Source organism: Enterococcus italicus (genome assembly GCF_023743875.1).
Classification (GTDB): Bacteria; Bacillota; Bacilli; order Lactobacillales; family Enterococcaceae; genus Enterococcus_G; species Enterococcus_G italicus.
On the sequence record NZ_JAMRVB010000001.1, the window covers coordinates 1,046,585 to 1,073,405 of the forward strand.

Below are 26,821 nucleotides of genomic sequence, written 5' to 3' on the forward strand. Positions count from 1 at the left end.
CAAAAAAACTCCTTTTCACATAATTATTCATAAATAACTACGCAAAATGGAGAATGTTAACAATAATTTTTGACTGGTGCGAAGCTTTTACGATGGATTGGCGTAATCCCATTAGCTTTTAATCCTGCAAGATGTTTCGCGGTGCCATAGCCAGCATTATGCTCAAAGTCATAGCCTGGATACTCGATAGCGTATTGCTTCATCATCCGGTCACGCGTGACTTTAGCGATGATACTGGCTGCTGCGATTGAATTTGAGCGTGCATCGCCTTTAATTAACTTCTCTTGAGGAAGATTGATTGGCAGTGTCATGGCATCAATTAACAAGTAATCAGCAGGAGTTGACAAGTGTTCAATCGCCTCCATCATCGCTAACTTACTTGCTTCATAAATATTCACTTCATCTATGCACTGTGGGGAAATAATACCAATGCCAATCGCAATCGCTTGCTCGCTAATTGCTTGAAAGAGTGCTTCACGTTGCGCTTCTGGCACTTGCTTTGAGTCATTTAGCCCTAAGAATTGCCTAGCTGGCGGTAAGATCACAGCAGCAGCGACGACTGGCCCAGCTAATGGTCCCCGACCTACCTCATCAATCCCTGCCACCGCTTGGGCACCTTTGCTCCAAGCGATTTTTTCAAATTCCGACATCCGCTCGAAGCGATCAACTAGTGCTTGCTTTTTAGCTTGTTCTTTATTATAACGAGAAAGAAGTGTTTGAACACCTTTGCGTTCATCGTTTGCGAGTTCAGCTAGCTTATCATCAGTAAGTAACGGATGATCTTGAAAGTATTGTTTGATTTGCTCAATCGATTGCTTCATCATGGGACTCACTTTCTTGTTCATCTGCTCGATCTAGCGTAAATCGACCCAGCTTCCCTTGACGAACTTCTAATAAAAAGCGCTCACTCGCCCGTTCATAATCTTCTCTTAAGCCCATTTTCTTTGTCACACTCATCAGTAAGTCTGGTACCGGCAATTGCTCATCCTCTATCTTCAAACCATAGCGTTGACTAATACGGCCAGGATAGTAGGTAGTAAAGAACTCCAGCCCATATAAGGCTATATCATCTAGATGGAGCAATTGATCTTTAATCGCACCTGTTAACGCTAATTTTTTACCGATTTCTTGGTCCTCAAATTTAGGCCATAATATCCCTGGGGTATCCAATAACTCCAATTCATTACCGACCCTTAGCCATTGCTGCCCTTTGGTGACCCCTGGCTTGTTACCAGTTTGGGCAATCTTTTTCCCTACCAAGCGATTCATGATCGTCGATTTCCCTACGTTAGGAATACCCAATACCATCGCTCGAATGGCGCGTGCTTGGATGCCTCGCTCCAAATCACGTGCTCGTTTTTCTTTTAATGTCCGTTTGGCTTTCGCCAAGACTGCTTTGGTGGTATTGGTTTCTTTGGCATTACAAGCCAATGTTTCATACCCTAGTGATTCAAAATACGCCTGCCATTTTCTTGTCTGACTCTCATCTGCTAAGTCAGCCTTATTTAATAGAACAACGCGTGGTTTGTGTTGCACAATTTGATCGAGCATTGGGTTTCGAGATGAAAGTGGTAAACGAGCATCCACCAATTCAAATACCAAATCAACAAACTTTATTTTTTCTCCTACTTCTCTTCTGGCTTTGGCCATATGCCCTGGAAACCATTGAATTGCCATGTATGTTCCTCCTAATGTACCCATTTTATATCAGGGAGTGGATAATAGACAAAGACTGCCTTGCCAATAATATCGTCAGCAGACACAGCGCCAAATGAGCGACTGTCTTTGGAAACTCGCCGATTATCCCCCATCACAAAATAACTGTCTTTTCCTAATTTTTTCACATCTAATAAATCGTTCAACGAAAAGTTATTCGTATAAGGATTTTGATCGTGAATCTTTTCTTGATTTTCTGCTAAGTAAGGTTCGTCTATCTTTTTCCCATCGACATACAGTTGATCATCGACATAGGCAATCGATTCACCCGGTAAACCTATCACGCGCTTAATATACGTATCTCCATCAGCTAAGCGAAAGACTACAATATCAAAGCGGTGAATCGTCGTAACATTTTCTACGACCGCCCAGTCATTTTTTTTAAGCGTCAACTGCATGGACTTCCCTTCAACTTGAATCGGAATGAGTAAGAATCCTCTGATAACAAGCGCAATGGCTAATGCTAACAAACTAAATTTAAAATAGAACCAAAACCGATCTACTTTCACTGGCCATTTCATTATCAGATTCTCCTTTCTATTCGTTCTTTAATACGTCAATCGCTTTGTTCATCATGTCATCGTTTGTTTTTAATTGATCCGCTGCAGCTTGTGAGATTGCTTCGGCTGTTTTCTTGTCCACGATGCCGGTCACTGTCAGTTGCTTTTTCTTCTGAATGTCTTTTACAGCCGCTTGGGTTTCCTCTGTATACTTGTCGCCTCTCGTTTTGTAACCCAATCCAGCTAAATACGTATTTAAGCTTTTTACATTGCTGGACTCAAGCCCTAATGCCATCTCTATATCTGTCGGTAATGGTGTAGCATAGACATAGGCCGGATAATCGACTTCATAGTTCGGGGTAATACCTTTTTCATGAATCCATTCTTTCTTAGGTGTCAGCCATTTCTTGATGGTTAGTTTGACTTCACTACCATCAGAATATTGACTAATGGTTTGGACTGTTCCTTTACCAAAAGTCTTCGTTCCAACCAGTGGGATGTCCGCCGATTCACTTACGGCCCCGGCAAAGATCTCAGAGGCTGAAGCACTCCCTTTGTCGACTAACACAACAGACGGCTCTGTCACTTTAAATCCTTCATCGAGTTCACTTGAAGCGACTACTTTTTCACTAGTTCCAGAACGATCCTCAAGCTGTAAAATGACAGCTTGATCTTTTAAAAACATACTTGCCATTTGTTCCACTTGATCGAGTAGTCCGCCTGGATTTTGTCTTAAATCAATCACAAATTGTGTCGCGCCTTGTTTTCTCAACGCAATAATGGCTTCTTTGAATTCTGAGGCTGTTTTTTCTGCAAAGGTGCTGACAAACAGCTTGCCGATCGTTGGGTTTTTTGTATCGATAGAGCTTGTGACCGTCGTCATCGGAATCGTATCTCTGGTTAAGGTCGCGGTGTATTGCTCGGTATCTCGTTGTAAAACCAAAACAACATCGGTCCCTTTTTTCCCACGAATACTGCTAACGACCTCGGTCAGTGTTTGGCCCGAGGTGGACTTGCCATCCACTGAAAGAATGAAATCGCCGGCTTGAAGGCCGCCTTCTTCAGCTGGACTGCCCTTAATCGGTGCCTGTGCAATCTGCGGTACCCCATCCACCAATGTCAACGTCGCACCAATTCCTTCAAAACTATCCGCTAAAGACTGCGATAAATCTTTGGCATCTGATTTTTCTAGATATGTGGTATAAGGATCATCCAATGAATCGGTCATCCCTTTTAATGCACCGTCAATTAAGGCCGTAGTGTCGACCTTTTGATAATAGCTCGTCTGCAATAACTCATACAGTGCCTGCACCTTTGAAAGCTCCCCTTGACTTTCAGTCGTGACTTGCGTTTGCTCAGCCTGGTTATCCATATAAACATACATCCCACCCGCAGACAATCCTGCCGTTGCGACCAACGATCCTAAAAACACCCGATAAGATACCTTCTTAACCATACCATTCACTCTCCCAACACCAGACTTCTTTACTATACTACCACGCGTGAAACAAAAGAAAAAGAGAACTTCTTATCTGTCTGTTGTCATTTGCCACGAAACAGATAAAAAGTTCTCGACTTGTTTCATCGTTTAGCGAAACGAATTTCTCTTAGCCTTACGTTTGATTATGATCAAGGTATAGCTCCCATGACTGATCAAAGATAGTCATCGTTGACAAATAATCAGCATTCATCTCCAAGTAACTAGAAATTTCATGGTACTCCTCACTCTGCTTGGGAAATTGTTGATCACAAGCAATGTCATGGGCAAGCACTTGAAGCGCATCGTCTGGATTATTTCCACGCAACGTAAGAATATAATGGTAAAAACTTCTAGTCATGGCCCCAAATTCCTTCTAAGTACTGCGCACGTAAGGCATGGTTGCGTGCAAAATTCGCTGGATTTTTTTTGTAATACGCTTGATGATACATCTCAGCTGGATAAAAAGGTGCAGCTGGTTCAATCGTAGTCACGATTGGCTGGCTATAACGTCCACTCGCTTGTAGCTCTTGTTTGCTTCTTTCAGCGATAACTCGTTGCTCTTCATTTAAATAAAAAATAACTGGGCGGTAGTTGTCACCACGATCTTGAAATTGACCGAATGCATCGGTCGGATCCGTTTGCTGCCAATAAATCGTCACAAGCTCCTCATAGCTAATAACTGCTGGGTCAAATACAATCTCGACAGCTTCTGTATGACCTGTCGTATGTGTGCAGACTTGCTCATAGGTAGGATTAGGTACGTGTCCTCCTGTGTAACCTGATACGACTGAATAAATTCCTGGGTGTTCATCAAATGGCTTCACCATACACCAAAAACAGCCACCCGCAAATATTGCTTGTTCCATTGTTCATTCCTCCTATTTTTCATCCGATGCTGGTAAGTATAAACTTGCCTTTATTTCATCGTCAACTAAATCAATTTTTTCAGCTTTGATAAACAAGCCATTTTGCATGCGAAATTGATCCAATCGAATCAATACCGTGCCATCTGACGGCTTGATTTCAATCCATGAAGGCAATTTGTAGCTACGCTTAACCAATTTCATGACTTCTTTAATTGGCACGCCTAACGTCCCAATCGATAGACTTTTCGCCTTTAGTTGGACATTACCATTCTCCATGACATAAGGGTCAAAATACAAATAAAAGTTCACCGGCATCCCTAACACTTTGAATTGCCCATTCAGCAACGCTTGGTTTTCCAAAGTGAAAGTGTAGTCTAAACCAGATTTTTCACTGTAATCTTGAAGGTAAAAGGCGATAAGTTCGTTCACTTGTTGTTTCGTACTTTCAATCGTGACCACGGGACTGCCATCGCGTTCGACTAATTTGGCTGAGTTGCTCGTAAGCACCTCTCTAGGCTCTAATACGCGGTTGGCAACCACAATTCCTGATCCTACTACGACACCTAAAAGAACGAAAAAAGCGACCATCCAGCCATTGATTTTTTTAAATGAAAATGATTTACTCGTCGTTTGATTCTTATTGGTTTGACTGATTCTTGTTTTCTTCATCGGTTACTCCTTTATTAGCCAATGGGACTTCGTTTTCACTAATTCATCCTTCACAACTTTGGCCATCAGTTGATAGCCAATCGCATTCGGATGAAACTTATCCCCTTCATATAAGGCGTTGTTTTCCACTGTACCACTCGTTTCATCACTGGTCGTCTCACTAGTTGATGAAGTCTCTGAGTCACTGGTCTTGGTAATGCCGACTTTATTATCCACACCCTTATATAAAAGATCATTGATTGGAATAAAGTACATATTGCTTTGATCATCAACAACCTCCTCTATGGCATCGTTCCAATTATCGACGACGGTCTGTAGGTCTGTGATTTCCGGAAAATTCAAATAAAATGGATTGTAAATACCTAAGATATAGACTGGTGCGGTCGGATTTAATTCCCGAATGCGCTCAAGTAACGCTAGGCTATTCTTTTGATAACTAGCCTCGGAATTTTCAATCGTTTTCACTGAAAGAGAAAGGATATTTTTTTGAATTACTTTTAACAAGTCATTGCCGCCAAAAGTCGCGGTAATAAAATCAGCCTCGCTAATTTCTTTTTGCAATGCTTCATCTTGATTGATCCGCTTTAAAATTTGATCACTACGCTCGCCAGCGACACCTTCATTTTGAGCATGGACGGTCGCTAGGTCATACTGATCCTTTAGTTTATCGGCCACTAATGAAACAAAACCACCCTGTTGTGTCTCATCACCTACACCTTGCGTCAAAGAATCACCAATTGCTACATATTGAATACTCGTCTTTTGATTGCTTGCTTGGACTTTTTCAGCTGTCGCCTGTTCAAGTTTCGTTGATTCCTTTGGTAACAACCAAGTCGTAGCTAAAAAAGCCACCACTGTAACAAAGACGAAAAAAAACAACCATCCAAAGAGAGATTTTTTCTTACTCATACGCTCACCTCTGTTTCCTTACATTACCAAAATTGCTAGAGATTGCAAGTGATGTGACTACTCTGCCTGAATGCATATTTTCAACAAAAAAAGTGTATACGAATATACACTTTTTACTTTCACATCAAAAATAATCTCACGTTGTTACTCTCCACTGTAGTACATAACAGCAAACGCACCTTCACCAGTATGGGTTGCAATAATCGGCGTTGTTTGCAGCAAGGGTATATGCATCGCTGGGAACATTTGTTTTAGTTCATCGCGGAATTTCAAGACTTGCTCATATCCGCCTGCATAGGAGATTCCGATTTGCTTCACATTTGGCACACTTTTTAACTCGTCTTTTAATTCATCGAACCATTTACTAAAGGTCTTCGCCCCTCGCCCTTTGATGACAGGCACCAATTCAGAATTGCGAAATTCCATCACCACGCGCATATTCAATAAATTCGATAAAATCCCAGTTGCTCGACTGATTCTACCACCTTTTACAAGATTTTCAAGGGTAGAAAGCCCAATAAACAAATGCGTATGCTTCAAGACATTTTCCATTTCCGCATAGACTTCTTCTAAGGATTTGCCTTCTTTAGCCAGTTGTGCCGCTCGGATAACTGGAAATGACAAGCCTTGGTCAGTCATATTCGTCTCGACCACAGTCACTTTGCTTTTAGAAAGATTACTAGCCTGTCTAGCCGCTTCGACCGTACCGCTAAGACCTGTCGTCATATGAATCGACAAGATTTCACTACCGTCCTCACCTAGTTCATCGTATAATTCAACGAATTTTCCGATTGGCGGTTGACTCGTTTTTGGTAATTCTTTGGCTTCTTTCATCATGCTCATAAATTTTTCGCCAGATAAACGATCGTCATCTGTATACAATACGCCATCAATCATTACCGATAACGGAACAACATGAATTTCTAATTCATCGCGCGTCGTTTTTTCCATCGTGCAAGATGAATCAGTTACAATTTTAACTTTTCGCATCTAAGTTCACTCTCTCTTTAAAAAAAGCCTATTTTCGTGTACACTACAGATAGGCACTATATAAAAACAGTATAACAGACAACTATTGTTTTTTCACCTATTTTATTACGATCTACGAAGAGGATGGTTTTATGCAATCACCAAAATATTCCCGAACTTATCTGATCTTAAATGAAGTTTTGAATGCTTGCACGCATGGTATCGGCTTAGGATTGAGCATTGCCGGACTTGTGATCCTATTAATCAAAGGAGCCCATGCGCACTCTGCTATGCATGTCGTTTCATACGCCTTATATGGCGCGATGATGATTTTACTCTTTTTGTTCTCGACGCTTTTTCATAGCTTGATTTTCACCAAAGCCAAAAAAGTTTTTCAAGTTTTCGATCATGCTTCGATCTATCTCTTGATTGCCGGAAGCTACACTCCCTACTGCTTATTAAGTATTGGCGGTTGGCGTGGTTGGACGCTCTTTTCAATTATTTGGTTGATGGCGATAGTAGGCATCGTCTATAAGTCCCTCACCCTCCATAAGCAACAGACCGTTTCAAAAGTATCGACCCTGATTTATATTGTGATGGGATGGCTGTGCGTGTTTGCAGCACCTCAACTCATCCATTCACTTGGAACAACGGGAACCTTATTGTTATTTTTCGGTGGCGTCTCGTATACGTTAGGAGCTTTCTTTTACAGTCTGAAAAATATCCGCTTTATGCACGTGATTTGGCATCTCTTTGTCATGACAGGTGCTGGCTTTATTTATTTTTCCATTTTATTTTTTACTTGATTCAAAAGCTGAGAGCATTCCGTTTCTTTATATTTTTTTCTGTTAAGCTTGACTAAAAGCAGCGCGATTAATTGATCCACTACACCAAAAAGACCCTCACATCCAAAAGTTTGAGAAATAACTTCTGAATGTGAGGGTCTTTTTTTAAAGCTGAAAAATTTTCTCAGCCTCTTTGAATTCTCACATCCGCTTTTTTATTTAGTTCGTTGATAAAATTCAAAACGGTGCGGATAGGGATTCGCTTCGTCTACTTTTCCTTCAATGACTTTCGTCCGTGTCCAGTCATTCCAATCAATCGCATGCTCCGGAAAATAGACATCCCCAGAAAAACGATGGTCAATCCACGTTCGATAGAGATCCGTACACTCACTTAACAAGCTTTCAAATACACCAGATCCGCCGATTAAAAAGACTGGCTCGTTCGTTTTTGCTACATAATCCAATACCTCTTGGCGAGTATGCATCACGATGACGCCAGCCGGAGCTTGATAGGCCTTGTCACTTGTCAAGACGATCGATGTTCGTTTTGGCAAGACTTTGCCATCCATTCCTTCAAAAGTTTTTCTCCCCATGACAATCGTGTGATTTATTGTTTGTTCTTTAAAAAATTTCAAATCATTTGGCAAGTGCCACGGTAACGTACCTTGGTTACCAATCAACCCATCTGCATCTTGTGCCCATAAAGCTACTAACATGATAATACTTCCTTTCTATACTGCAATCGGTGCTTTAATTGTCGGATGTGGGTCATATCCCTCAAGTGTAATATCAGCAACATCAAAATCAAAAATTGATTGCTTCTCTGGGTTTAATACTAACTTCGGTGCTGGTCTGACTGAACGAGTCAGTTGCTCTGTCATTTGGTCAAAGTGATTCGTATACAGATGAGCATCACCCAGTGTATGGACGAATTCGCCCACTTGTAAGTTTGTCTCATGGGCAATAAGATGCGTCAACAATGCGTAGCTAGCAATATTAAATGGCACGCCCAAAAAGACATCTGCGCTACGTTGATACAACTGACAACTCAATTTCCCCTCATGAACATAAAATTGAAACATCGTGTGACAGGGTGGCAGAGCCATACTTGGGACATCTTCTGGATTCCAAGCAGATACAATCATGCGTCTAGAATCTGGTGTATGCTTAATTTGGTGAATCACATCTTGCAATTGATCAATAAAGCCACCTTGCGCTGTGTCCCAATGGCGCCACTGATACCCATAGATATGCCCCAAATCTCCAAATTCATCAGCAAATCGCTCATCGTTAACAATTCGCTCACAAAACTGAGCCAATTCGTTTTGGTACACTTCGTTGAAGGCATCGTCCTCTAAGCTTCTTCGGCCAAAATTCGTCATATCAGGTCCATGATAAGAATCACTCGCTACATATTTTTCAAATGCCCATTCGTCCCAAATATGGTTATTATGCTGCAATAGGTAGCGGATATTGGTATCCCCTTTAATAAACCAGAGCAATTCACTTTTGATTAAACCAAATGGCACTCGCTTCGTTGTCAATAGAGGAAAACCTTCTGACAAATCAAAACGCATCTGATGACCGAAAATACTTTTTGTACCAGTACCAGTTCGATCTGATTTGCTGTTTCCCTCGGTTAAAATTTTACGACCTAAGTCTAAGTATGCTTGTTCCATATTGGTCTCCTTTTTAGTTAACTAAACTCACTCAAATATTCCCAACGAGCGTATTTTTCTTCCAGCTGCTCTGAAGATTGATCAATTGTCACTTGAATCGTTTGTAGCTTAGTAAAATCTGATCCTTGATGCAACATTTCTTCTTTTAATTGCTCAATGGTCTCTTCTAGCCTAGCAATATCTTCTTCAATGGTCTCCCACTCTTTTTGTTCCAGATACGTTAACTTTTTCTTTTCTTTCGTTATTGGTTCTGCTACTGCTTTGACAGTCTTCGTCGCTTGCACTTCTGCAGCGTCACTTTTTTGCTTGTCGATATATTCTCTGATTGAGCCATAATACGTATCAATCTTTGCTTGTCCATTAAAAATCAACAGCTTTTCGGCTACTTTATCAAGGAAGTAGCGATCATGAGAAACTGTAATGACCGCCCCAGCAAAGGTAGCTAAGTAATCTTCAAGCACCGTCAATGTATCTATGTCTAAGTCATTGGTCGGCTCATCAAGTAAAAGAACGTTTGGTTGCTCAATTAATAAACGCAAGAGATACAGCCGTCGTCGTTCACCACCAGATAACTTACCAATTTTCGTACCGTGCATGTATCGCGGAAACAGAAATTGTTCCAAAATTTCGGTCACACTAATTGACGTGCCATCCGTCCGTCGTACTTGTTCGGCCACTTCTTGTAAATAGGCAATCATCCGTTTATCAGGATCCATCTCGCCACCTTGTTGTTGATAATAAGCTAAGCGGACGGTCTCACCAATCGACACGACACCACTTTGCGGTTCAATAGCGCCACTCATAATGGCAAGCAATGTCGACTTACCTGCACCATTTTCCCCAGTAATACCTAGCCGCTCTTTCGACTGTATAAGGAGTGAAAAATCATGTAAAATAGCTTTGTTTTCATAAGAGAAGTCGACATCTTTTAATTCTATAACCTTTTTCCCCAATCGTTTGGTTTCAAGGTCAATCGCGATCGACTCCTTCGACTGAACTTGATGCAGATTCTCCTCTAAATTCTCAAAACGCTGAATGCGTGCTTGTTGCTTAGTTGAGCGCGCCTTCGCACCCGCTCTCATCCAAGCGAGTTCTTGTTTATAAAGCTGAACGCGCTTGGTCTCTTGCTCTTGAGCCACCCGATCACGCTCGGCTCGTTGTGCAACATAGGCTTCATAATTTCCTATATACTCCGTCAGCGTACCATTACTAAGTTCAAACATCCGATTGGCAACTCGATCAAGAAAATAACGATCATGGGTCACCATCATCAAAGCTCCCTTGTATTGTGCCAAATAACTTTCCAACCACGTGATGGCTTCATAGTCCAGATGGTTAGTCGGTTCATCTAAGAGCAATAAGTCCGGCTCATCGATTAATACTTGTGCGAGTCCAAGCCGCTTCTTTTGACCACCAGATAATTCAGACACGCGTTGCTGTAGTTCATGTAAGCCTAGCTGATGCAAAATACTCTTGGCATTCGTATCGGCAAGCCACGCATCTTTTTCATTCATGACTTGTTCCGCCCGAGCATAATTGGCCTGGATCGTCGGATTTTCACCCTCTTCACTTAATGCCAGTAATGCTTGTTCATACGCACGGACTGTCTGCACCAATTCACTTTCCCCATGAAACACTGCATCCAGTACAGTCAACGACGGATCAATGACTGTCTCCTGCGCCAAAAAACCAATGCGATAATCTTTCGCTGCAAAAATGGTCTGTTGATCGCCATCACCCGCATCGATTCCTGCCAATATACGTAGCAAGCTGGACTTCCCTGTTCCATTGACACCTATCAAACCCACGCGATCCTTTTCATGAATCAAAAACGATAAGTCTTGAAAAAGAGTCTTTTCGCCAAATGTTTTGTTTAAGTTACTCACTTTTAATTCCTTCAAAGAGTTCCCTCCCTATCTTGGCTATTTTAACACACAAAAAAAATCGTTTCACTATCAAAAGAAAGCGAACGATTTTTTTACACATCTTGTAACTGTCTTAACGCATATGATTCTAATAGATTCACTTTTTGACGGTATTCATTGGCCGCAAACATCGATACCCGATCTGCAACTTCGTATTCCTCAATAATTTTACGCTCTAGGTAATACCCTCGTAAAATTTTTTTCGCATAAGCTGGCTCTTGCTGAACCATAAATGAAAATGGCAAGTCAACATGATGAATTTGCTTTTTCATATCTTCTCGTCTACGAGAAAAATATTGCACGATTGTCGGATCATATAAATCCTCCAAAGTTTTCAAACTTTGCTGAACCAAAATATTATTTTGCAAAAAGACTTTTTGCACATCATGTATATCTCGACGGATAATCGTCACACGACTATCTTGGCGCGTACTTTGCCAAAAACGCTTAGGATGCATCGTAATTCTTAACATTCTTCGCCAAAAAAGTAACCAAAAGCTAATGAACGAAAAAATTTGCCGACGAATCGATGTTTCATAACGCTTTAAAAAGCGTGTATACAGACGATACCCATTCATCGAAATTTCACCTTTACGATACGCCTCATCTAAGCCATCTTGCTCGATTGATAGAATCAGTGATTGAATCTCTTGAACTTCTTGTTGCTCGGACTCAGTCATTGACTCTGTGTACAATTCCCACACTCGTGAATGATAATGATCAATCACAGCCTCAATGGCTATCTCCTCTTGTTCAGACATGGATTGCGTCTCAATATCCAAATATAGATTTTCGATTACTTCATTAAGAATGGCCACCTCAGTGCGGTCAATTGGTTTCTCTGCTTCCCCCTCGGATAAGAAAGGCAAGGCAATCATCCCACCAAGCAAACTCACCATAATGACACAAGCTGTCAAAAATAACAACAAGGGGCGCTGACTAAACTCTACACCGTTAATCGTCACTGGTAAAATAAAAATCGCAGCTAAACTGACCGTCCCTTTGACCCCACCGAACGTTAAGATCAAAATTTCTTTAAACGCAGTTGGCAATTTCTTAAATCCTTTTGATACACCAAAGAAGAATGAAATACCGACTAAACGAATAACAAATAAAATAATCGCGATGCAAAGAATGGTAAAAATCAAGTGCATATTTGCATACTCTTGACTCAGCCAAATCGGCGAAAATACCACTGAAAGTTCAATTCCTAAAAATAGAAATACCAGGGAATTCAACGTAAAACTAATCGTCTTCCATGTACTCTCAGAAACATTTGCTAATTCTGCATCAAATAAAGTGATTTTTCGATAACCCATCGATTGCAAGATACCTGCTACCACCGCAGCAATAATTCCTGAACAGTGGAATACTTCGGCTAATAGATAGGCCACAAAAGGCAACAATAATTCAATTAAAAGATAGACGATAACATCCTGGGCCGAGGCACGCTCAATCATACGAATCACTTTTTTCTTCACCCAGACGACCACAAAACCTGCCAGCGCACCCCCAAGACTAGAGATGACTAAACTGACCGATGCATGAAACAACGAAAACGAGCCAGTAACCAGTGCCGCAACGGCAAACTGGAAGGCTGTTACACCAGAAGCATCATTTAGTAACCCTTCACCCTCTAAGATATGAAGGACTCGTGGCGGAATTTTAAGCCGCTTAGCCAGTGACCCTACAGCGACTGCATCTGTCGGCCCCAACGCCGCTCCAAAAGCAAAGCAAGCAGCAAGTGGAATGGATGGAATCAAGGTCTTTAAGGTCAACCCAACACCGACCAGTGTAGCAATCACTAAGCCAAATGCTAAAAATAGAATCATTGAGAAGTTTTTAAGAATTTCTGGTACATCCGCCGCTTCCCCTTCACGAAAGAGCAACGGTGCGATAATCATAATTAAAAAAATTTCTGGCTGGAATGAAATAAGTTCTGCAAATTTTGTCATACCTAACAAGACACCCAAAATAATTTGGGCAATAAAGATGGGAATGGTCGGTACCACTTTACTAAATACATTTGAGAAAGTAATGGCTATGGCAATAATGACCAATAGCTCAATGATTTCCATTGCATCATCTCCTACTCTCTTTTTGTTTCACTTCATTTAATAATTTGAAGAAGGCCTCTTTCTTTTCTAATACTCTTTTCTCAACTTCAGCTAACTCTTGATAATGAGTAGGATCTAATTCAAGTTGGCAACGTTTGGTTTCCAAACGTAATATATCATGCTTTAGATTTTCCGTTTTTCTAAAAGTTAGAGGATAACGTTTTTTCAAACACTCCTTCATCGCTTTACGTTCTTCTAAAGTCAAATTACCATATTGCTCATGAAGCATTTTTAGCTTCAATTCGAATTCTGTTGTCATTTTTCGTTTACTCCTTATAAACACAATTCAAGTTCTCACAAATACAAAAGTATACCCTAATTAAGAAAAAAAGCAACAAAAAAAAGCCACTGATTTATATATACCAAATTACTTGAATCTGGTCAATTATCAGTGGCTTAGAAAATCATTTTGCCATATACATATCGTAATAGGCATCCATAATCTGCTTAGAAATGACTAAGTTGGGATAAGTGGTATCTGTTTGTTTGATTTTTGGTACCATTACTGCGATGGCAATCTCTGGATCATCCGTAGGTCCGTAAACAACTGCATTGTGATTATTTAGCTCGACTAGTTGACCCGATTCAGTCGTAATACTTGTTTCGGCAGTACCAGTCTTAGCCGATACGGTCATTTTGGTACTTGCTAAAGGTCTCGCTGTCGTATATGCATCCGTTCCATGAACTACATCATATAATCCATCTTTTAATATTTGCAATTCATCGGAAGTAATATCAATTTTATTTAACACTTTTGTTGCGATGCTTTCTTTTAATGTACCTAAATTCCCATTTTCGTCATTATCGTAGACTCCTTCTACAAAATGAGGCTCTACTCGCTCACCGCCATTAGCAATAGCAGAAATGTATTGTACCATTTGCAAAGGTGTATACGTGTCAAACTGACCAAACGCTAAATCGAGGATTTTTGCGCCATCGCCATTTGATTCTGATAAGGTTGATACATCCGGACTTTCACCAGTCTGCTCATTCGGAATATCAACTCCTGTCTTCACACCCAAACCATATTGAGCAAAACCAGCTCGTAGTTCTTCATACGCTTTTGTTTGATCACTAATTGCTGGAATACTGATATAACCACCTTGATAGTTAATACCCATTAATTTCAATGCAATCTGAATCATGTATGAGTTTGAAGAAATTTCTAATGCTTTAGCGGCATTAATGTATCGGTTATTCGATCCTGTTGGGTTAAAAATTGAGGCTTTTGCAGCTGAACCTTGTAAATAGATGGGCTGATCTAAAATGACTTGATTTCCATTAATCACTTTATTGTCCCATCCTGTCGTGATTGTCGCTGCCTTAATAGCCGAACCAGGTACCACCGCAGCCTGAAAGACGCCAATAGCATTTTGTTGAATTTCTTTCGAATTAGCCTGATGGTAGTATCCAGATATACCTAAAATCGCACCCGTTTTGGGATTCATAGCTACTGCATATATTCCGTCTGAGTATTGTGCAGCTCCCGAATTAATTAATTGTTGGTAATTAGTTTTAACAATTGAATCCAATTTTTCTTGAAAAGCTGAATCAATTGTCAATTTTAAATTGCTGCCTTTACTTCCGGCAGATACTTCTTTGGTACTCTCGATTGTCCCTTTGTTATTCATCGTGATTTCGTATTCGGACTTAGTTCCCTGTAAGACGGATTCATATTGTTTTTCCAAATAACTCGTTCCAACACGGTCGTTACTAAAATAACCTTTTTTCAAGTACTCCTCCGCATCTTCAGCTGGCAACCCTTGTGCAGATGTAGAGACTGTTCCGATAATACTCTTTAAAGCTGCACTCGTCGTGTTCACTTGACGAGACCAATCCGTACCAGTAGACACTCCAGCAAGCTCAGAAGCATGCTCTGCTACAGTCGCCAGTTCTTCGTCAGTTACGTCTTCATTTTTTACATAAGTGGTTTTTAAATTCTCACCTGCATTTAATTTAGTAAAAATCGTCGCAATTTTTAATTGCTCCTCATTAAAATTCAACTGATCTTCAGATACATCTTCAATCATTTTACTGTACTGTTCACTACTAGATAATAATTGCTCTTTGGCACTTAATTTTTTTTGTGCTGCTTCAAGATTTTTTGTATGAGCTAAGTAAAAATCCTTTAAATCACGCTCTGTTAAACGATCATCAACAGAAACATCGATATATTTATTCAATTTAGTTGCAGTAGCTAATAGATCTTCCGCGCTCATAGAGGATGTTCTCGTAAATGTAATCGCCGCATTGGCTTGATTTCCCGCTAGTAAGTTCCCTTTTGCATCATAAATGGACCCCCGTGGCGTACTTTGTTTAATCGTTGTTACAGTCCCAGATGTAATTTCTTCTGACCACTTCTCACTGTTTACGATTTGGAGATTACCTAATCTAATGATTAAAATTACAAATAACAAAAAAATAACAAGAAACAAGAAATTTAAGCGAAATGGAATATGACCTTTTCGTATCAATGGTCCGTTTTTTGCCTGGAGTAATTTTTCTTTCATTGAAGATGACTGTTGTTTTTTCTTGCCCTTTTTCATTTGATAATTCCTTCCTTACTTTCGTCATTTTTCATTTTAGCAGAAAAAAAAGAATATGGAGGGAAAATAGTATTTTTTAAGAAATCTTCATAGAATTTTCTTGTATATGTTTCACGAGAAAATAGACCTTACGCTCCACCTGTTTAGAAAATAGCATAAACATTGATTTTTTCGTAAAAATTCTTCACTCCACTGTGAAACATTTTTTTAGCAAATTTTTATGTGGAAAAGTAAAAAGTGCTTGAACGAATTCAAACACTTTTTTATTATTGATTCGTATTATCTACTACTTCTTCAGAATCTTGCGATGTTGAATCAGAGGTTGCTGTCGTTGAGTTGTTAGAAGACTTATCTCCAAATTCATACGGGTATTCCGAGGCACTAGTATAATCAGTATCATCGTAGAACTGATCGCCTAAAAGTCCGTTTGTAGAATAGTAAAAATCTTGATTGATGACTAGCTTCGCACTTTCAGTCAAATTCAATTGCTTTTTCAATGTGTTTTGAATTGAAAGCAATTCATTAACACCAAGTATTTGATAGTAAACATCATTAATTGTTTGACTTTCACCCTGCAGCTGATAACTCTTTACAGAATCAAATGCAGCAGTATAATTTTTTCCTATCGTCAACATTTCATTAAATGATAAATCTGTGAGTACATTACTCTTAACCGCTTTTAGTATTTTTTGGTAATTTGTTACACTATCCATACTAAGAACTTTTCGCAAAATCTTCTCAACAACTTCGCGCTGCCTCTTTTGTCGACCAATGTCCCCATCAGGATCTTCATGGCGCATTCGCGCATAAGCAAGCCCAGTTTCCCCGTTCAATGTTTGTTTTCCGATTGGTACATGAACGCCATCTAATGTAAAGTCTATTTTATTATCAACCTCGATACCACCTACAGCATCTATTAAATCGCTTAAGCCTTCCATATTTATGGAAACATAATGATCTAACGGTATATCAAGCAGTGTTTCTATTGTATCCATCGCCATATCTACACTTCCAAAGGCATAGGCATGATTTAACTTGTCAAAATAGGCAGTACCATTTGGTTCATAGCCAACAATGTTTGTTAAAATATCACGATCTAGGCTCACTATAGTTGATTGCTTGGTTTTGGGATTAACAGTAACAACCATCATACTATCAGAACGACCTTGCTCTGTCCTACCTAATGCTCCAGTATCAATACCCATGAGCAGAATAGAAAATGGTTCACTATCCGCAATACTGACATCCTCACTTCGCATATCAGACTTACGACCTGACGTAATTTCATCAAACGTATCCGAGGTTGTCTGAAATAAGTGAGCCGCATATACTGTTCCTGCAGTCACAATCACTATACCGAAAGCAAATACACCTACCAAAATTTTTCGAAAGATTTGCATTTTGCACCTCAATTCATTTTATCTCGCACAGTAAAGATTTTGCCATAACAAAATGACATGTGCAATTCAATCTGGAAGAATTCGGTTAATTTAATCATTTTGTAACATACTAGATTCCATTTCTAAGTGAAAAATTGCCCGCTGTTCTAGTCAAATTAGGATTGTAGAATGGATCATTGGCAATATAGTGCGCCCACTTGTCTTGCATATATTGTGTCTCTTCCTCGAATCTCGCTTGCTTTTCTGGTGTATTTTCATACCCTCTAGACTGTGATTCAAAATGATACAATTCGACGCCATGAAGGAAAACATTGTTTTTTCCTAACTCATAAATTTTTAAGCAAAGATCAACATCATTAAATGCAACTGTTAGTTCTTCATTAAAGCCACCTACCTGCTTAAAGTCTGATGTTTTGACCATCATACAGGCCGCTGTTACAGCTAAATAATCTACGTTGATTTCTAGTTTACCAAAGTAACCAAAATCTCCTTGTGGATACGTATGATGCGGATGTCCTGCCGCACCGCCTAATCCTAAGACAACACCCGCATGTTGAATAGTATGATTAGGATAGTATAATTTAGCTCCGACACAACCTATACGTTGAAATTGACAAAATGAGACCATTTTTTCCAGCCAATCAGATGAAATAACTTCTGTATCGTTATTCAAGAACAATAGATAGCTTCCGTTGGCTTCTTCCGCTGCCAAATTATTTATTCTAGAATAATTGAAAGGTATCGGTAGTGAGATAACGTTAAATGTATGCTTTAATTTTTCTTGGTATTCTTGAAATAACCGTTTTACTTTTGGATCATCACTTCCATTATCTGCTATGATAATTTCATAATTAGTGTAACTGGTCTTCTCAACTATTGAAGACAAGCAACGACTCAAATCTTCATAGCCATTTTTTGTCGGAATGATAATACTAACTAGTTCATTTTTTAAGATTTCATAGTTAACATCATATAGTCCATTCCCTGAAGCGTGGGATGCTTTTCCTTTAATATTTCTACGAGTGAGTGCATCTTGAACGGCCTTTAGACCAGCTTCGAAAGCATACCCTTTTGTTGATTGATCTGCGGCTGTGGAAGTCGGTAAAATTCTCCAATAATACAAGACTTTAGGAATATGTGCAATCTTATTTGCTGTTGTTTTTTCCACAAATCGTAAGACTAAATCGTAGTCTTGTGCTCCTTCATAGCCGACTCTAAACCCACCAATACTTCGTAGAATTTCCGTTCTATAAACACCTAGGTGAGAAATATAGTTCGTTCCCAATAGTAAATCCGGCGAAAAATCAGGCTTAAATGCCGGATCAAATCGACGACCATCCATATCGATTTTGTCCTCATCACTATAAATCAAGTCTAAGGTGGCATCTTCATTTAACTTTTTAACCACTTCATACAATGCAATTGGTGCTAGTTCATCGTCATTATCTAAAAGAGCACAGAAATCTCCTGTAGCAATCTCTAGTGCTGAGTTTGTTGCTCTAGAAATGTGGCCATTTTGCTCTCTGAAAACTACCTTAATTCGCTCATCTTTTGATTGGTAGTATGTCAGTAGTTTTTTAACTTGTGGGTCTGTAGATGCATCATCGCTCATACACAATTCCCAATTTGGGTATACTTGTTCCAACACTGACTGAACACATTTGTCTAACCATTTTTTTTCAACGTTATAGACCGGCATTAAAATACTAATTTTAGGTTGGTAATCGAAGTTCTTTATTTCTTGAGAAATTTGATCATAATCCCATTTTTCATGAACTTCGATAAATTTGAGGTATTCTTCATTGGTATTTTTTTTCTGTTCAAGTTTGAATCTACGCCATGTGGCTAAAAGTCCATTTCTCTTGATATATCCTAATACTTTTCTATTCTTTTTGATAGCTTTACTTAGTCCACTCTCAGTTTCAGGAATAAATGGATAAGTCTCCTGTACATCAATTGGCTCAATTTTTTCTGCATTATCCGTCGAAAACTTAAGTCTTAAGTCAATATTTTGTTTTGCTTCAACTTCAACGGTAAAACCAACTTTTACATCGCCACTTATTTTTTTTGCCATTGCCACATCACTTCGATTTGTTTGTTTTCTTTCTATAATAGTGGCAGAATCATTACAGCTTATCTTGGGAATGGATTTTGAACGAAAATCATATGCCCATCCTTGAATAACTAGGTGCTTATTTTTTTTATTTCGCATAATGCTATCAATATATACTTCTAATCCTTCATCCATTAATTAAGCTCCTTTCTTACAATACATTTGGATTTTTATACGGATCATTTATAGATGAAAAACGATCATTCCAGTTAATTTCTTCAAAAGGATTGCTTTTTTTATTCAACCAAATCATTTCACTATAAGGATTAAAAATCACCTTTTTCTTTAGCTTCATATACATATCTTGCCCCAAAAGTGCGCCTTGAATAACTTCAGATTCCTCGTTGAAATCTGACATTAATGCGATACAATCTTCTCTACTCAACGCAACGAAGTCAGTTGTAACACTATATATTTCACGAGGCAACACAGATCTAAAATAATAACCAATCGAACTTTCTGGAGTACCTAAATCATCAAAGATAACACTTTTTTCTTCATTATTAATAGTTGTACCAACATTTAAAACTTCTAGCGAGTTAGAAATTATTTTCCCAGTAACTAGGCCAACAGTTGGTTTCATTAGATAATTGAGCATTTCTTTTAACCACGATGCTTGTTTTGGAGATAGCCATTCATTCATCAATACAAGGTATTCACCTGTAGCTTTTTCAACTAGTTCTTGAAATGACTCACCTGGGACGAATGTCACCCTTTGATCACTTATCGGGAAAGCTTGCTTAAATTTCAAAGGAAGCACTACCTCAAAATTACTATACAAGGTGTTATCCAAAATATCTGTGACCCACAAACTAACTCTTTCATAATTGCCGATAGGAACTATGGATACAGTCGGTGTGTCGTCATAATCGTAATCAACTTTATAAGCACCATAGTTTTTTGTCATAGAAACCTTACCTGAAATACCTCTTCGCTTAAGAGCAGCTACAATCGCCTCTTTACCAGCGATATAAGCATATTCTTTACTAGCAGGATCAAATGCCACAGAGGTTTCGACCGTGCGCCAATGATAGCAAATAACCGGAATGTGGAAAATCACATTCGCTGCCTCAGTTGCTCGCAAAACAAAATCATAATCTTGACTGCCATTAAAATCTGACCTTAATCCACCAATCTGGTTAATAATTTTTTTACTTACTACAACAAAGTGCGTGATATAGTTATGACCCAATAACAACTCTTCATTCCAATTTGGTTTGAAAAAAGGATCGAATCTCTTGCCACTTGTTGTCATCTTGTCTTCATCAGTATAAATAAAGTCTCGTTCTTGATTTTCGTTAATTGCTTTTACAACTTCAAAAAGAGCGTGAGGTGCTAATTCATCGTCGTTGTCTAAAAAGCCAATGTAATCGCCTGTTGCCAGTCCAATAGCAGAGTTTGTTGCTTCGGAAATATGACCATTTTCAGGTCGGAACACAGCCTTAATTCTATTATCCGAATGCACATACTCTTCAATTAATGGTCGAATTTCTGGATTTGTGGAAGCATCATCTGCTAAACAAAGTTCCCAATTTTGATAATACTGTCCTAAAAGGGAAGAAATACATGCATCCAACCATTTTTTTTCAACATTATAGACAGGAACTACCAAAGATATTTTAGGTTGCACATCAAATTGATTTATTTGAGATCTGACCGCTTCAAGGTTATAGTGTTCGTTTTCACTTATCCAAGTTTGATACGCATCTTCATTAATTAATCTATTTCTTCGATTTTTCAATGTTGTTACTAATCCTTGTGATCGAATCGTTCCTAATAGATAGCGAAGTCTTTTAAGTAAAGGTGTATTATTTAAATTTTCTCTATTAAATTTCAATTGATAGTCATTTTTTTCAAAAGTTGTCACAATCAAGCCAATTGTTTTTTCAATTTCCTTATTTTCGATTTCAATAATAAAGCCAAACTTCTCTTTCTCTTGTAAATCAAACATATCATTTACATCTTTTCTATACAAACCAGTCACTTTATAATAAATTCCTTCAAAAATTGGTAGCTTGTATTTTAAAGGTCGCTTGTGCTTTTTATCAAAACCCCACCCTTTGATAATCGCAACGTGCCTTTCTAAATCATTTTCGATTGTTTCAATCGTAAGTTTAATTTCTGGCATTTCATTTTCGTTGTAGGTTTTGTAGTCTCGTAGTGCATGCGATTTTACTTTTTTGATTCCAGATTCTACATCAGGTAGGTCTAATAAAAACTGGACTTTTTCCATTTGATTTTTGGCTATTTCATTTGCTTTCGCCTTTTCAATCCGTCTTTGTTCATTTAATTCTTTGATTTCTTTTTCTTGTCTTTTCGAATAAGCCATCACTGATTTTTCATCATCAGAAAATTCATTTTCACTGATGATATTAAAATATAGTTCAATCGTTTTACCTGCGATTTGGTCCTTCTCAAACGTAAAATATGGATTTTCATCAATTCCACTAAACATATACGTGTTTTTTGTTGCCCAAACTGCATTGGTTTTGGCTGGCTTCACAACATTTCCATTTAACGTTGCGGAAAATTTGATTACTCCTGAGCCTTCAAAAGGGACGATTTTTAATGAATCAACACTATCATCAATTTCGTGCACAGAATATTGATTTTCACCAGTAAATTGATTATATAGAAGTGTAGCAATGGAAACTTGGTTGTTTTTCTCAAATGCCAGTTGAACATGTTTTACAAAATGCGAATTCTCTGGTTTTTTCCGTATCGGATTTTCAACAGGATTCAAACTAAGCGTATAAAAATATTGATATACTTCGCCAAATGGTCTCGTCTTAAATGCATACTGGATTTTTTCAGGTAATTGATCGTAGGTCGTAGCAATCTCATTTTGTCCGACTTGGGAATAGGTGAAATCCTCTATTGCAATATTCAACCCAATTCGTTCAAATAATTGCTCAAAGCCGGGTTGCGTATAAAATGTATTGTGCGTATGATCCAACAACCCGAATTCTTTCCAATCAAGTTCATTATTGAATAAGCCGATTAAAACGGAATTATGTGCTAAATTAGGGAAAGTGATTAAAATTTTCCCTTCAGGATTTAAAAGTTTTTTTGCATTAGCCAACGCCTTTTCTGGATCAACTAAATGTTCCAATACATCCGCAAAAACAATAAAATCAAATCGTTTATTACCAAAATAATCCAACCATAAATACTCTTCGATATTCCCTAAAAAGCCATCAGTGGCAAACTGCATAACAAAATTGTAGAGTTCTTCATCAAACTCTACAATCGATACTTCACAATTCTTTTCTTGCATTAAATAATTTGTCATTCGACCATTTCCAGGACCAAACTCTAAAACAGTCGACCCCTCATAAATCTGAGCAACAATTTTTCCTAAACTAGTATGTTCATCGACAGACATATCAAAATCATATTTCATCTGAGACTGATCCTTTCCATTCGTGGTCTAATACAACAATGCCCTCACCTACATATTTACCGGTAATGAACATCGTTAAGTATTTTGTTTTATAAACAAACGGAACTGTTGCATTTTCTTCAAACAGAGCAACATCAAAATAATATTCTCCTCCGAGCAATGCCATTTTAGTATACTCGATATAAAAAGTGTTTAGGCCTTTTTTCCAAGGTATTGAGACTTTATCGAGCAACGTATTTAATCCACAAACATATTGGTTATTCACAGTACGAATCGCAACACCTAGTACAGGATGCTTAACCTGATCATTTTTCACATCATAGGTTACTTTGATAAATACTTTGCTATCTTGTTCCACTAAATCAAGTGGCTTTAGATTTTCGTCCAATAATTCTGCACTTTTTACATCAACAATATCAATGGCCGAATGTTCTTCCACAATATTCTTTTCACGGTCAACAGTAGTCATGGATTTTTTCTTGAGAAAGTTTTCATATTCCTCGGTGATTTCCATTGTTTCGCCTTCAGCTTCAACAACACCATTCTTTAGCCAATACACTCGATCACAAAAGCGGCGTACTGCATTTACATCGTGCGATACGAATAAGACCGTCTTCCCTTGGTTACGAAATTCGGTAAATTTCTCCATACATTTAAGCTGGAATTCTAAATCACCTACCGCCAATGCTTCATCGACAATTAAAATATCTGGATCGACATTAATGGCTACCGCAAATGCCAATCGAACAAACATCCCACTAGAATATGTTTTTACCGGTTGATAAAGGTGATCACCAATATCAGCAAAATTAATAATATCCTCCACTTTTTCCTGCATTTGATCGCGTGAGTATCCCAAAACCATTCCGTTTAAAAAGATATTCTCATAGCCACTATATTCAGGATTAAAACCAGAACCCAATTCTAATAAGGCAGCAATGTTTCCAACAATTTTGACTTCTCCAGACGTTGGAGTTAGAACACCTGTGATTATTTTTAAAATAGTTGACTTACCAGAACCATTTTCCCCGATAAAACCGACCATTTCCCCCTCATTCACGTGAACATTCACGTCATTTAAGGCATAAAAAACATCATGATAACTCTTTCTTCCAGGATGTAGAGCTTCTTTTAAGCGCGCTGTGGGATTGGCATACATATTATACGTTTTTGTTAGATGATTTATTTCTACTACTTGTTTTTTCATTCTATTATCTCCTTAAAGTACGTCTGAAAAATGAGGTTTTAATCTTTTGAAAATATTGCTACCAAGTACCAACAGTAGCAATGTCACAATCCAAAAATACAATGATAGTGTCGGATTTTCCCAAAACCATGATCCTCCAAAGAAAGCATCACGATAACCTTGCACGACGTAAAATAAAGGGTTTAATTTTAGTACGAATTGTACTGTAGGATTAGAAAATTGATTAATACTCCATAAAACCGGTGTTCCCCACATTAATGCTTGCATTATAATCGCGATAAACTGATTCACGTCTGGGAAAAAAGGCTGAATAGAGGCTGTAAACCAAGTCAGTCCAGTTAAGAAACACATTAATGCAAACATATAATAAAACAATTGAAGAAAGTGCCAGTTCGGATAAATACCAAATGCAACTGATACAACCAGAGCCACTAAAATAAAGAAGCTATGCATGATTAAATTAGATAGCAATTTTGATGTTGGCAAAATTCGAATGTTAAAGACGACTTTTTTTACTAAATAGCTATACTCTCTAAATACATTTGTTGCCGATCCTAGTACATCTGAAAAATAAAACCATGGAACCATACCTGTTAATAGAAATAGGATAAACGGATATTTACCATCTGTGAGTGGTGCTTTCAATCCAATATCGAACACAAACCAATAGGTCAGTACCGTAACTAGCGGGTTAGCAAAAGCCCAAAATATCCCAAGTAACGATCCTGCGTAACGAGATTTGAAATCATTCACCGAAAACTGAATCAACAATTTTTTATTCTGATAAATATCGTGACAAAAATAATAAATTTCCTTAAACATGTACATACCTTCCATATATCAAATTTATTTTATTCTTTCCAATGCTTTGATTTTACATAACAAAAGAGAGATAAGCAAGTTCGCGTAAAATTACTCTTGAATAAGTGCCTATTATTAAAGAATTATTTAAGCTTTTGCGATGAAATCAGTCTCAATTAACGGCAGAAGAACCTAAGTTATCATTTTGTTCCATAAAAAGCAATTCCTTCACTACGCCATCCAAGCTTAACTAATACATCGCGCTCACCAGCACTTGTCGTATAATGATGTGCACCAGGTCCTTTAGCATTAGGATTATATAAGCGATAGACAGGCACTTCTTTGTTGGATGAAGAATAAAATGCTACTCCTTCTTCACGCCAACCAATATCACTTAAATAATTATTTTCGGCTAATGAAAGGGTATAAAAATGCTCCCCACTATTCGGATTATATAGTCGGTATATCGACGCTCCAATTTGAGGAGAAAGCCATGCAACATTTTCTGGTTGCCACCCTACTGAGATAACATTGTCATACTCATAAGTATTTTTAGTGTAGAAATGTTCACCCGAATTAGGATTATAAGCTCGGTAAATTGCATTTGATCCAGCAGAGATAGTAAATCGTCCCTGGTAATCTACAGAAATGTCAAATGTACCTGAAACATTTGGAAATACGAGTTGCGATGACCATTGCCAAGCAGTAAAATCAGTATAAAAATTTTCTTTCGATACCTCAGACGGATAAGCAGCTACCCAGATATTAGAATAACCCAGTGTATCTGCATTTAGTAGTCCCGAGGTGAAGATACTATAAGAAGCATAGTGAGCAACATTCGCATAGCCTTGCTTTGCTAATTCATTGGCAAAAGCTAATGAATCTACAGTATGATTTCCTTTCCCGAGTACTTTAGGCTCTTCAAAATCATTGACCATCACTGTGTTACTATCTAATCCGAACGACTTAGCAGCATTGGCAAAGAATCTAGCTTCTGTGCACGCATCTTCGCTAGTTGTAAACCAACTATAATGGTAAGCTGATACTTTCAGACCTGCCGCTTTCGCATTCTCAATCTGAGTTTTTGCGTACGGATTAATATAAGTAGTATATACAGTTAATTTTATTACAACACCAGTTATCCCATACTCCTGCATTTTTTATAATCAGCCACTGTCAAAGCACCGTTATGGGAAGAGACATCAACAAAGCCTTTTGATAGAGTTTCCGTATTTTCAACTGATATACCTGTATTCACTGAAGCACGTGAAAACATGCCTCCAAAGAAAGTCTTCTGAGTACTATTGTTTTCTATATCTGATCGACCTAATGGAAAACTAAGACCTGCAGAAGAATAAAGTTTATTAACCATAGCCATTCTTTCATTATCGGATGAATCCTCCGTAGTGCTACTTTCCTCAGTGGAAGATTGCTGAATAGAACCAGATACCGTATCCGTGCTTTCTGCTGAATCCTGCGTCGTTTGATTAGCTGATTGCGTATCTTCATTGCCAGGGTAGCATTCACTTGTTTGAGTAGAATTATATGTAGTTATTTCTGTTGAACTTGCGGTATCCGTATTGCTCGTTGAATCTTGTTTATTTTCTTCAGCATGAACACCAATAGAAAACGTGAGACTTGCGAAAGCCAACCCTATCCCAATTTTTTTATCATCTCTTTCATCTTTAATTAACCCCTATCATATTTGTTAAGTTTGGTAGATTTTATAAAGAACG

At 38.3% G+C, this 26,821-nt stretch carries 23 protein-coding genes; 1 reads left to right on the top strand and 22 read right to left on the bottom strand.

Translation table 11 applies throughout. The features are described 5' to 3' along the window. Positions 1-56: 56 nt before the first annotated feature. From NE257_RS05035 to NE257_RS05075, 9 genes are all read right to left on the bottom strand, one after another. Positions 57-821 (bottom strand): ribonuclease HII, encoded by a 765-nt coding sequence (locus NE257_RS05035; RefSeq protein WP_040367290.1) that lies wholly within the window; start codon positions 819-821, stop codon positions 57-59. Then, positions 805-1,677, bottom strand: coding sequence for a ribosome biogenesis GTPase YlqF (ylqF, locus tag NE257_RS05040; protein ID WP_040366496.1), 873 nt, complete (start codon positions 1,675-1,677; stop codon positions 805-807). The genes NE257_RS05035 and ylqF overlap by 17 nt, the downstream gene beginning before the upstream one ends. Before the next feature lie 11 nt (positions 1,678-1,688). Further along, positions 1,689-2,237 (bottom strand): signal peptidase I, encoded by a 549-nt coding sequence (gene lepB / locus NE257_RS05045; RefSeq protein WP_251885932.1) that lies wholly within the window; start codon positions 2,235-2,237, stop codon positions 1,689-1,691. Positions 2,238-2,253: 16 nt separating this feature from the next. Beyond that, positions 2,254-3,672, bottom strand: a complete 1,419-nt coding sequence (locus tag NE257_RS05050; RefSeq protein WP_251885933.1) for a S41 family peptidase — start codon at positions 3,670-3,672, stop codon at positions 2,254-2,256. 157 nt (positions 3,673-3,829) lie between these two features. Beyond that, a complete protein-coding gene (locus NE257_RS05055; protein ID WP_251885934.1) occupies positions 3,830-4,054 on the bottom strand; it encodes a YozE family protein in 225 nt (74 codons plus the stop codon). Next, the gene (gene msrA / locus NE257_RS05060; protein WP_007208149.1) at positions 4,047-4,562 is read right to left on the bottom strand and encodes a peptide-methionine (S)-S-oxide reductase MsrA; all 516 of its coding nucleotides are present in this window, start codon (positions 4,560-4,562) and stop codon (positions 4,047-4,049) included. Before msrA ends, NE257_RS05055 begins: the two co-directional genes overlap by 8 nt. 12 nt (positions 4,563-4,574) lie before the next feature. Next, entirely contained in the window at positions 4,575-5,231 is a 657-nt protein-coding gene (locus NE257_RS05065) for a YpmS family protein (protein ID WP_007208148.1), read from the bottom strand. 3 nt (positions 5,232-5,234) lie between these two features. Beyond that, complete coding sequence (locus NE257_RS05070) at positions 5,235-6,140, bottom strand: SGNH/GDSL hydrolase family protein (protein ID WP_251885935.1); 906 nt, start codon at positions 6,138-6,140, stop codon at positions 5,235-5,237. Between the two features lie 144 nt (positions 6,141-6,284). Further along, complete coding sequence (locus NE257_RS05075) at positions 6,285-7,130, bottom strand: DegV family protein (RefSeq protein WP_251855409.1); 846 nt, start codon at positions 7,128-7,130, stop codon at positions 6,285-6,287. Between the two features lie 131 nt (positions 7,131-7,261). On the opposite strand from NE257_RS05075, the gene trhA reads away from it, so the two are divergent. Continuing rightward, the gene (gene trhA, locus NE257_RS05080) at positions 7,262-7,915 is read left to right on the top strand and encodes a PAQR family membrane homeostasis protein TrhA (RefSeq protein ID WP_251855408.1); all 654 of its coding nucleotides are present in this window, start codon (positions 7,262-7,264) and stop codon (positions 7,913-7,915) included. Between the two features lie 194 nt (positions 7,916-8,109). Here the strand turns inward: trhA and NE257_RS05085 are convergent, their stop codons facing one another. From NE257_RS05085 to NE257_RS05145, 13 genes are all read right to left on the bottom strand, one after another. Next, positions 8,110-8,610: a dihydrofolate reductase gene (locus tag NE257_RS05085; protein WP_251885936.1), complete on the bottom strand. Its 501-nt coding sequence runs from the start codon at positions 8,608-8,610 to the stop codon at positions 8,110-8,112. 15 nt (positions 8,611-8,625) lie between these two features. After that, positions 8,626-9,573: a thymidylate synthase gene (locus tag NE257_RS05090; protein ID WP_251885937.1), complete on the bottom strand. Its 948-nt coding sequence runs from the start codon at positions 9,571-9,573 to the stop codon at positions 8,626-8,628. 17 nt (positions 9,574-9,590) lie between these two features. Beyond that, positions 9,591-11,474 (bottom strand): ABC-F family ATP-binding cassette domain-containing protein, encoded by a 1,884-nt coding sequence (locus tag NE257_RS05095; protein WP_251885938.1) that lies wholly within the window; start codon positions 11,472-11,474, stop codon positions 9,591-9,593. A 77-nt stretch (positions 11,475-11,551) separates the two neighbouring features. Beyond that, complete coding sequence (locus NE257_RS05100) at positions 11,552-13,576, bottom strand: cation:proton antiporter (protein WP_251869139.1); 2,025 nt, start codon at positions 13,574-13,576, stop codon at positions 11,552-11,554. A 4-nt stretch (positions 13,577-13,580) separates the two neighbouring features. Then, positions 13,581-13,874 carry a hypothetical protein gene (locus NE257_RS05105; RefSeq protein ID WP_007208140.1) on the bottom strand — a complete coding sequence of 98 codons (294 nt, stop codon included), beginning with the start codon at positions 13,872-13,874 and terminating at the stop codon, positions 13,581-13,583. Between the two features lie 145 nt (positions 13,875-14,019). Beyond that, a complete protein-coding gene (locus tag NE257_RS05110; RefSeq protein WP_251885939.1) occupies positions 14,020-16,161 on the bottom strand; it encodes a peptidoglycan D,D-transpeptidase FtsI family protein in 2,142 nt (713 codons plus the stop codon). Positions 16,162-16,427: 266 nt separating this feature from the next. Continuing rightward, positions 16,428-17,561, bottom strand: a complete 1,134-nt coding sequence (locus NE257_RS05115; RefSeq protein ID WP_251885940.1) for an LCP family glycopolymer transferase — start codon at positions 17,559-17,561, stop codon at positions 16,428-16,430. 109 nt (positions 17,562-17,670) lie between these two features. Then, complete coding sequence (locus tag NE257_RS05120) at positions 17,671-19,809, bottom strand: glycosyltransferase family 2 protein (protein ID WP_251869141.1); 2,139 nt, start codon at positions 19,807-19,809, stop codon at positions 17,671-17,673. Positions 19,810-19,825: 16 nt separating this feature from the next. Further along, complete coding sequence (locus tag NE257_RS05125) at positions 19,826-23,077, bottom strand: glycosyltransferase (RefSeq protein WP_251851700.1); 3,252 nt, start codon at positions 23,075-23,077, stop codon at positions 19,826-19,828. After that, positions 23,067-24,284, bottom strand: a complete 1,218-nt coding sequence (locus NE257_RS05130) for an ABC transporter ATP-binding protein (protein WP_251851701.1) — start codon at positions 24,282-24,284, stop codon at positions 23,067-23,069. Before NE257_RS05130 ends, NE257_RS05125 begins: the two co-directional genes overlap by 11 nt. Before the next feature lie 12 nt (positions 24,285-24,296). Then, positions 24,297-25,106, bottom strand: coding sequence for an ABC transporter permease (locus tag NE257_RS05135; protein ID WP_251851702.1), 810 nt, complete (start codon positions 25,104-25,106; stop codon positions 24,297-24,299). Positions 25,107-25,285: 179 nt separating this feature from the next. Next, positions 25,286-26,242: a GH25 family lysozyme gene (locus tag NE257_RS05140; RefSeq protein WP_251885941.1), complete on the bottom strand. Its 957-nt coding sequence runs from the start codon at positions 26,240-26,242 to the stop codon at positions 25,286-25,288. Beyond that, entirely contained in the window at positions 26,224-26,736 is a 513-nt protein-coding gene (locus NE257_RS05145) for a hypothetical protein (RefSeq protein WP_251885942.1), read from the bottom strand. Before NE257_RS05145 ends, NE257_RS05140 begins: the two co-directional genes overlap by 19 nt. Positions 26,737-26,821 lie beyond the last annotated feature (85 nt).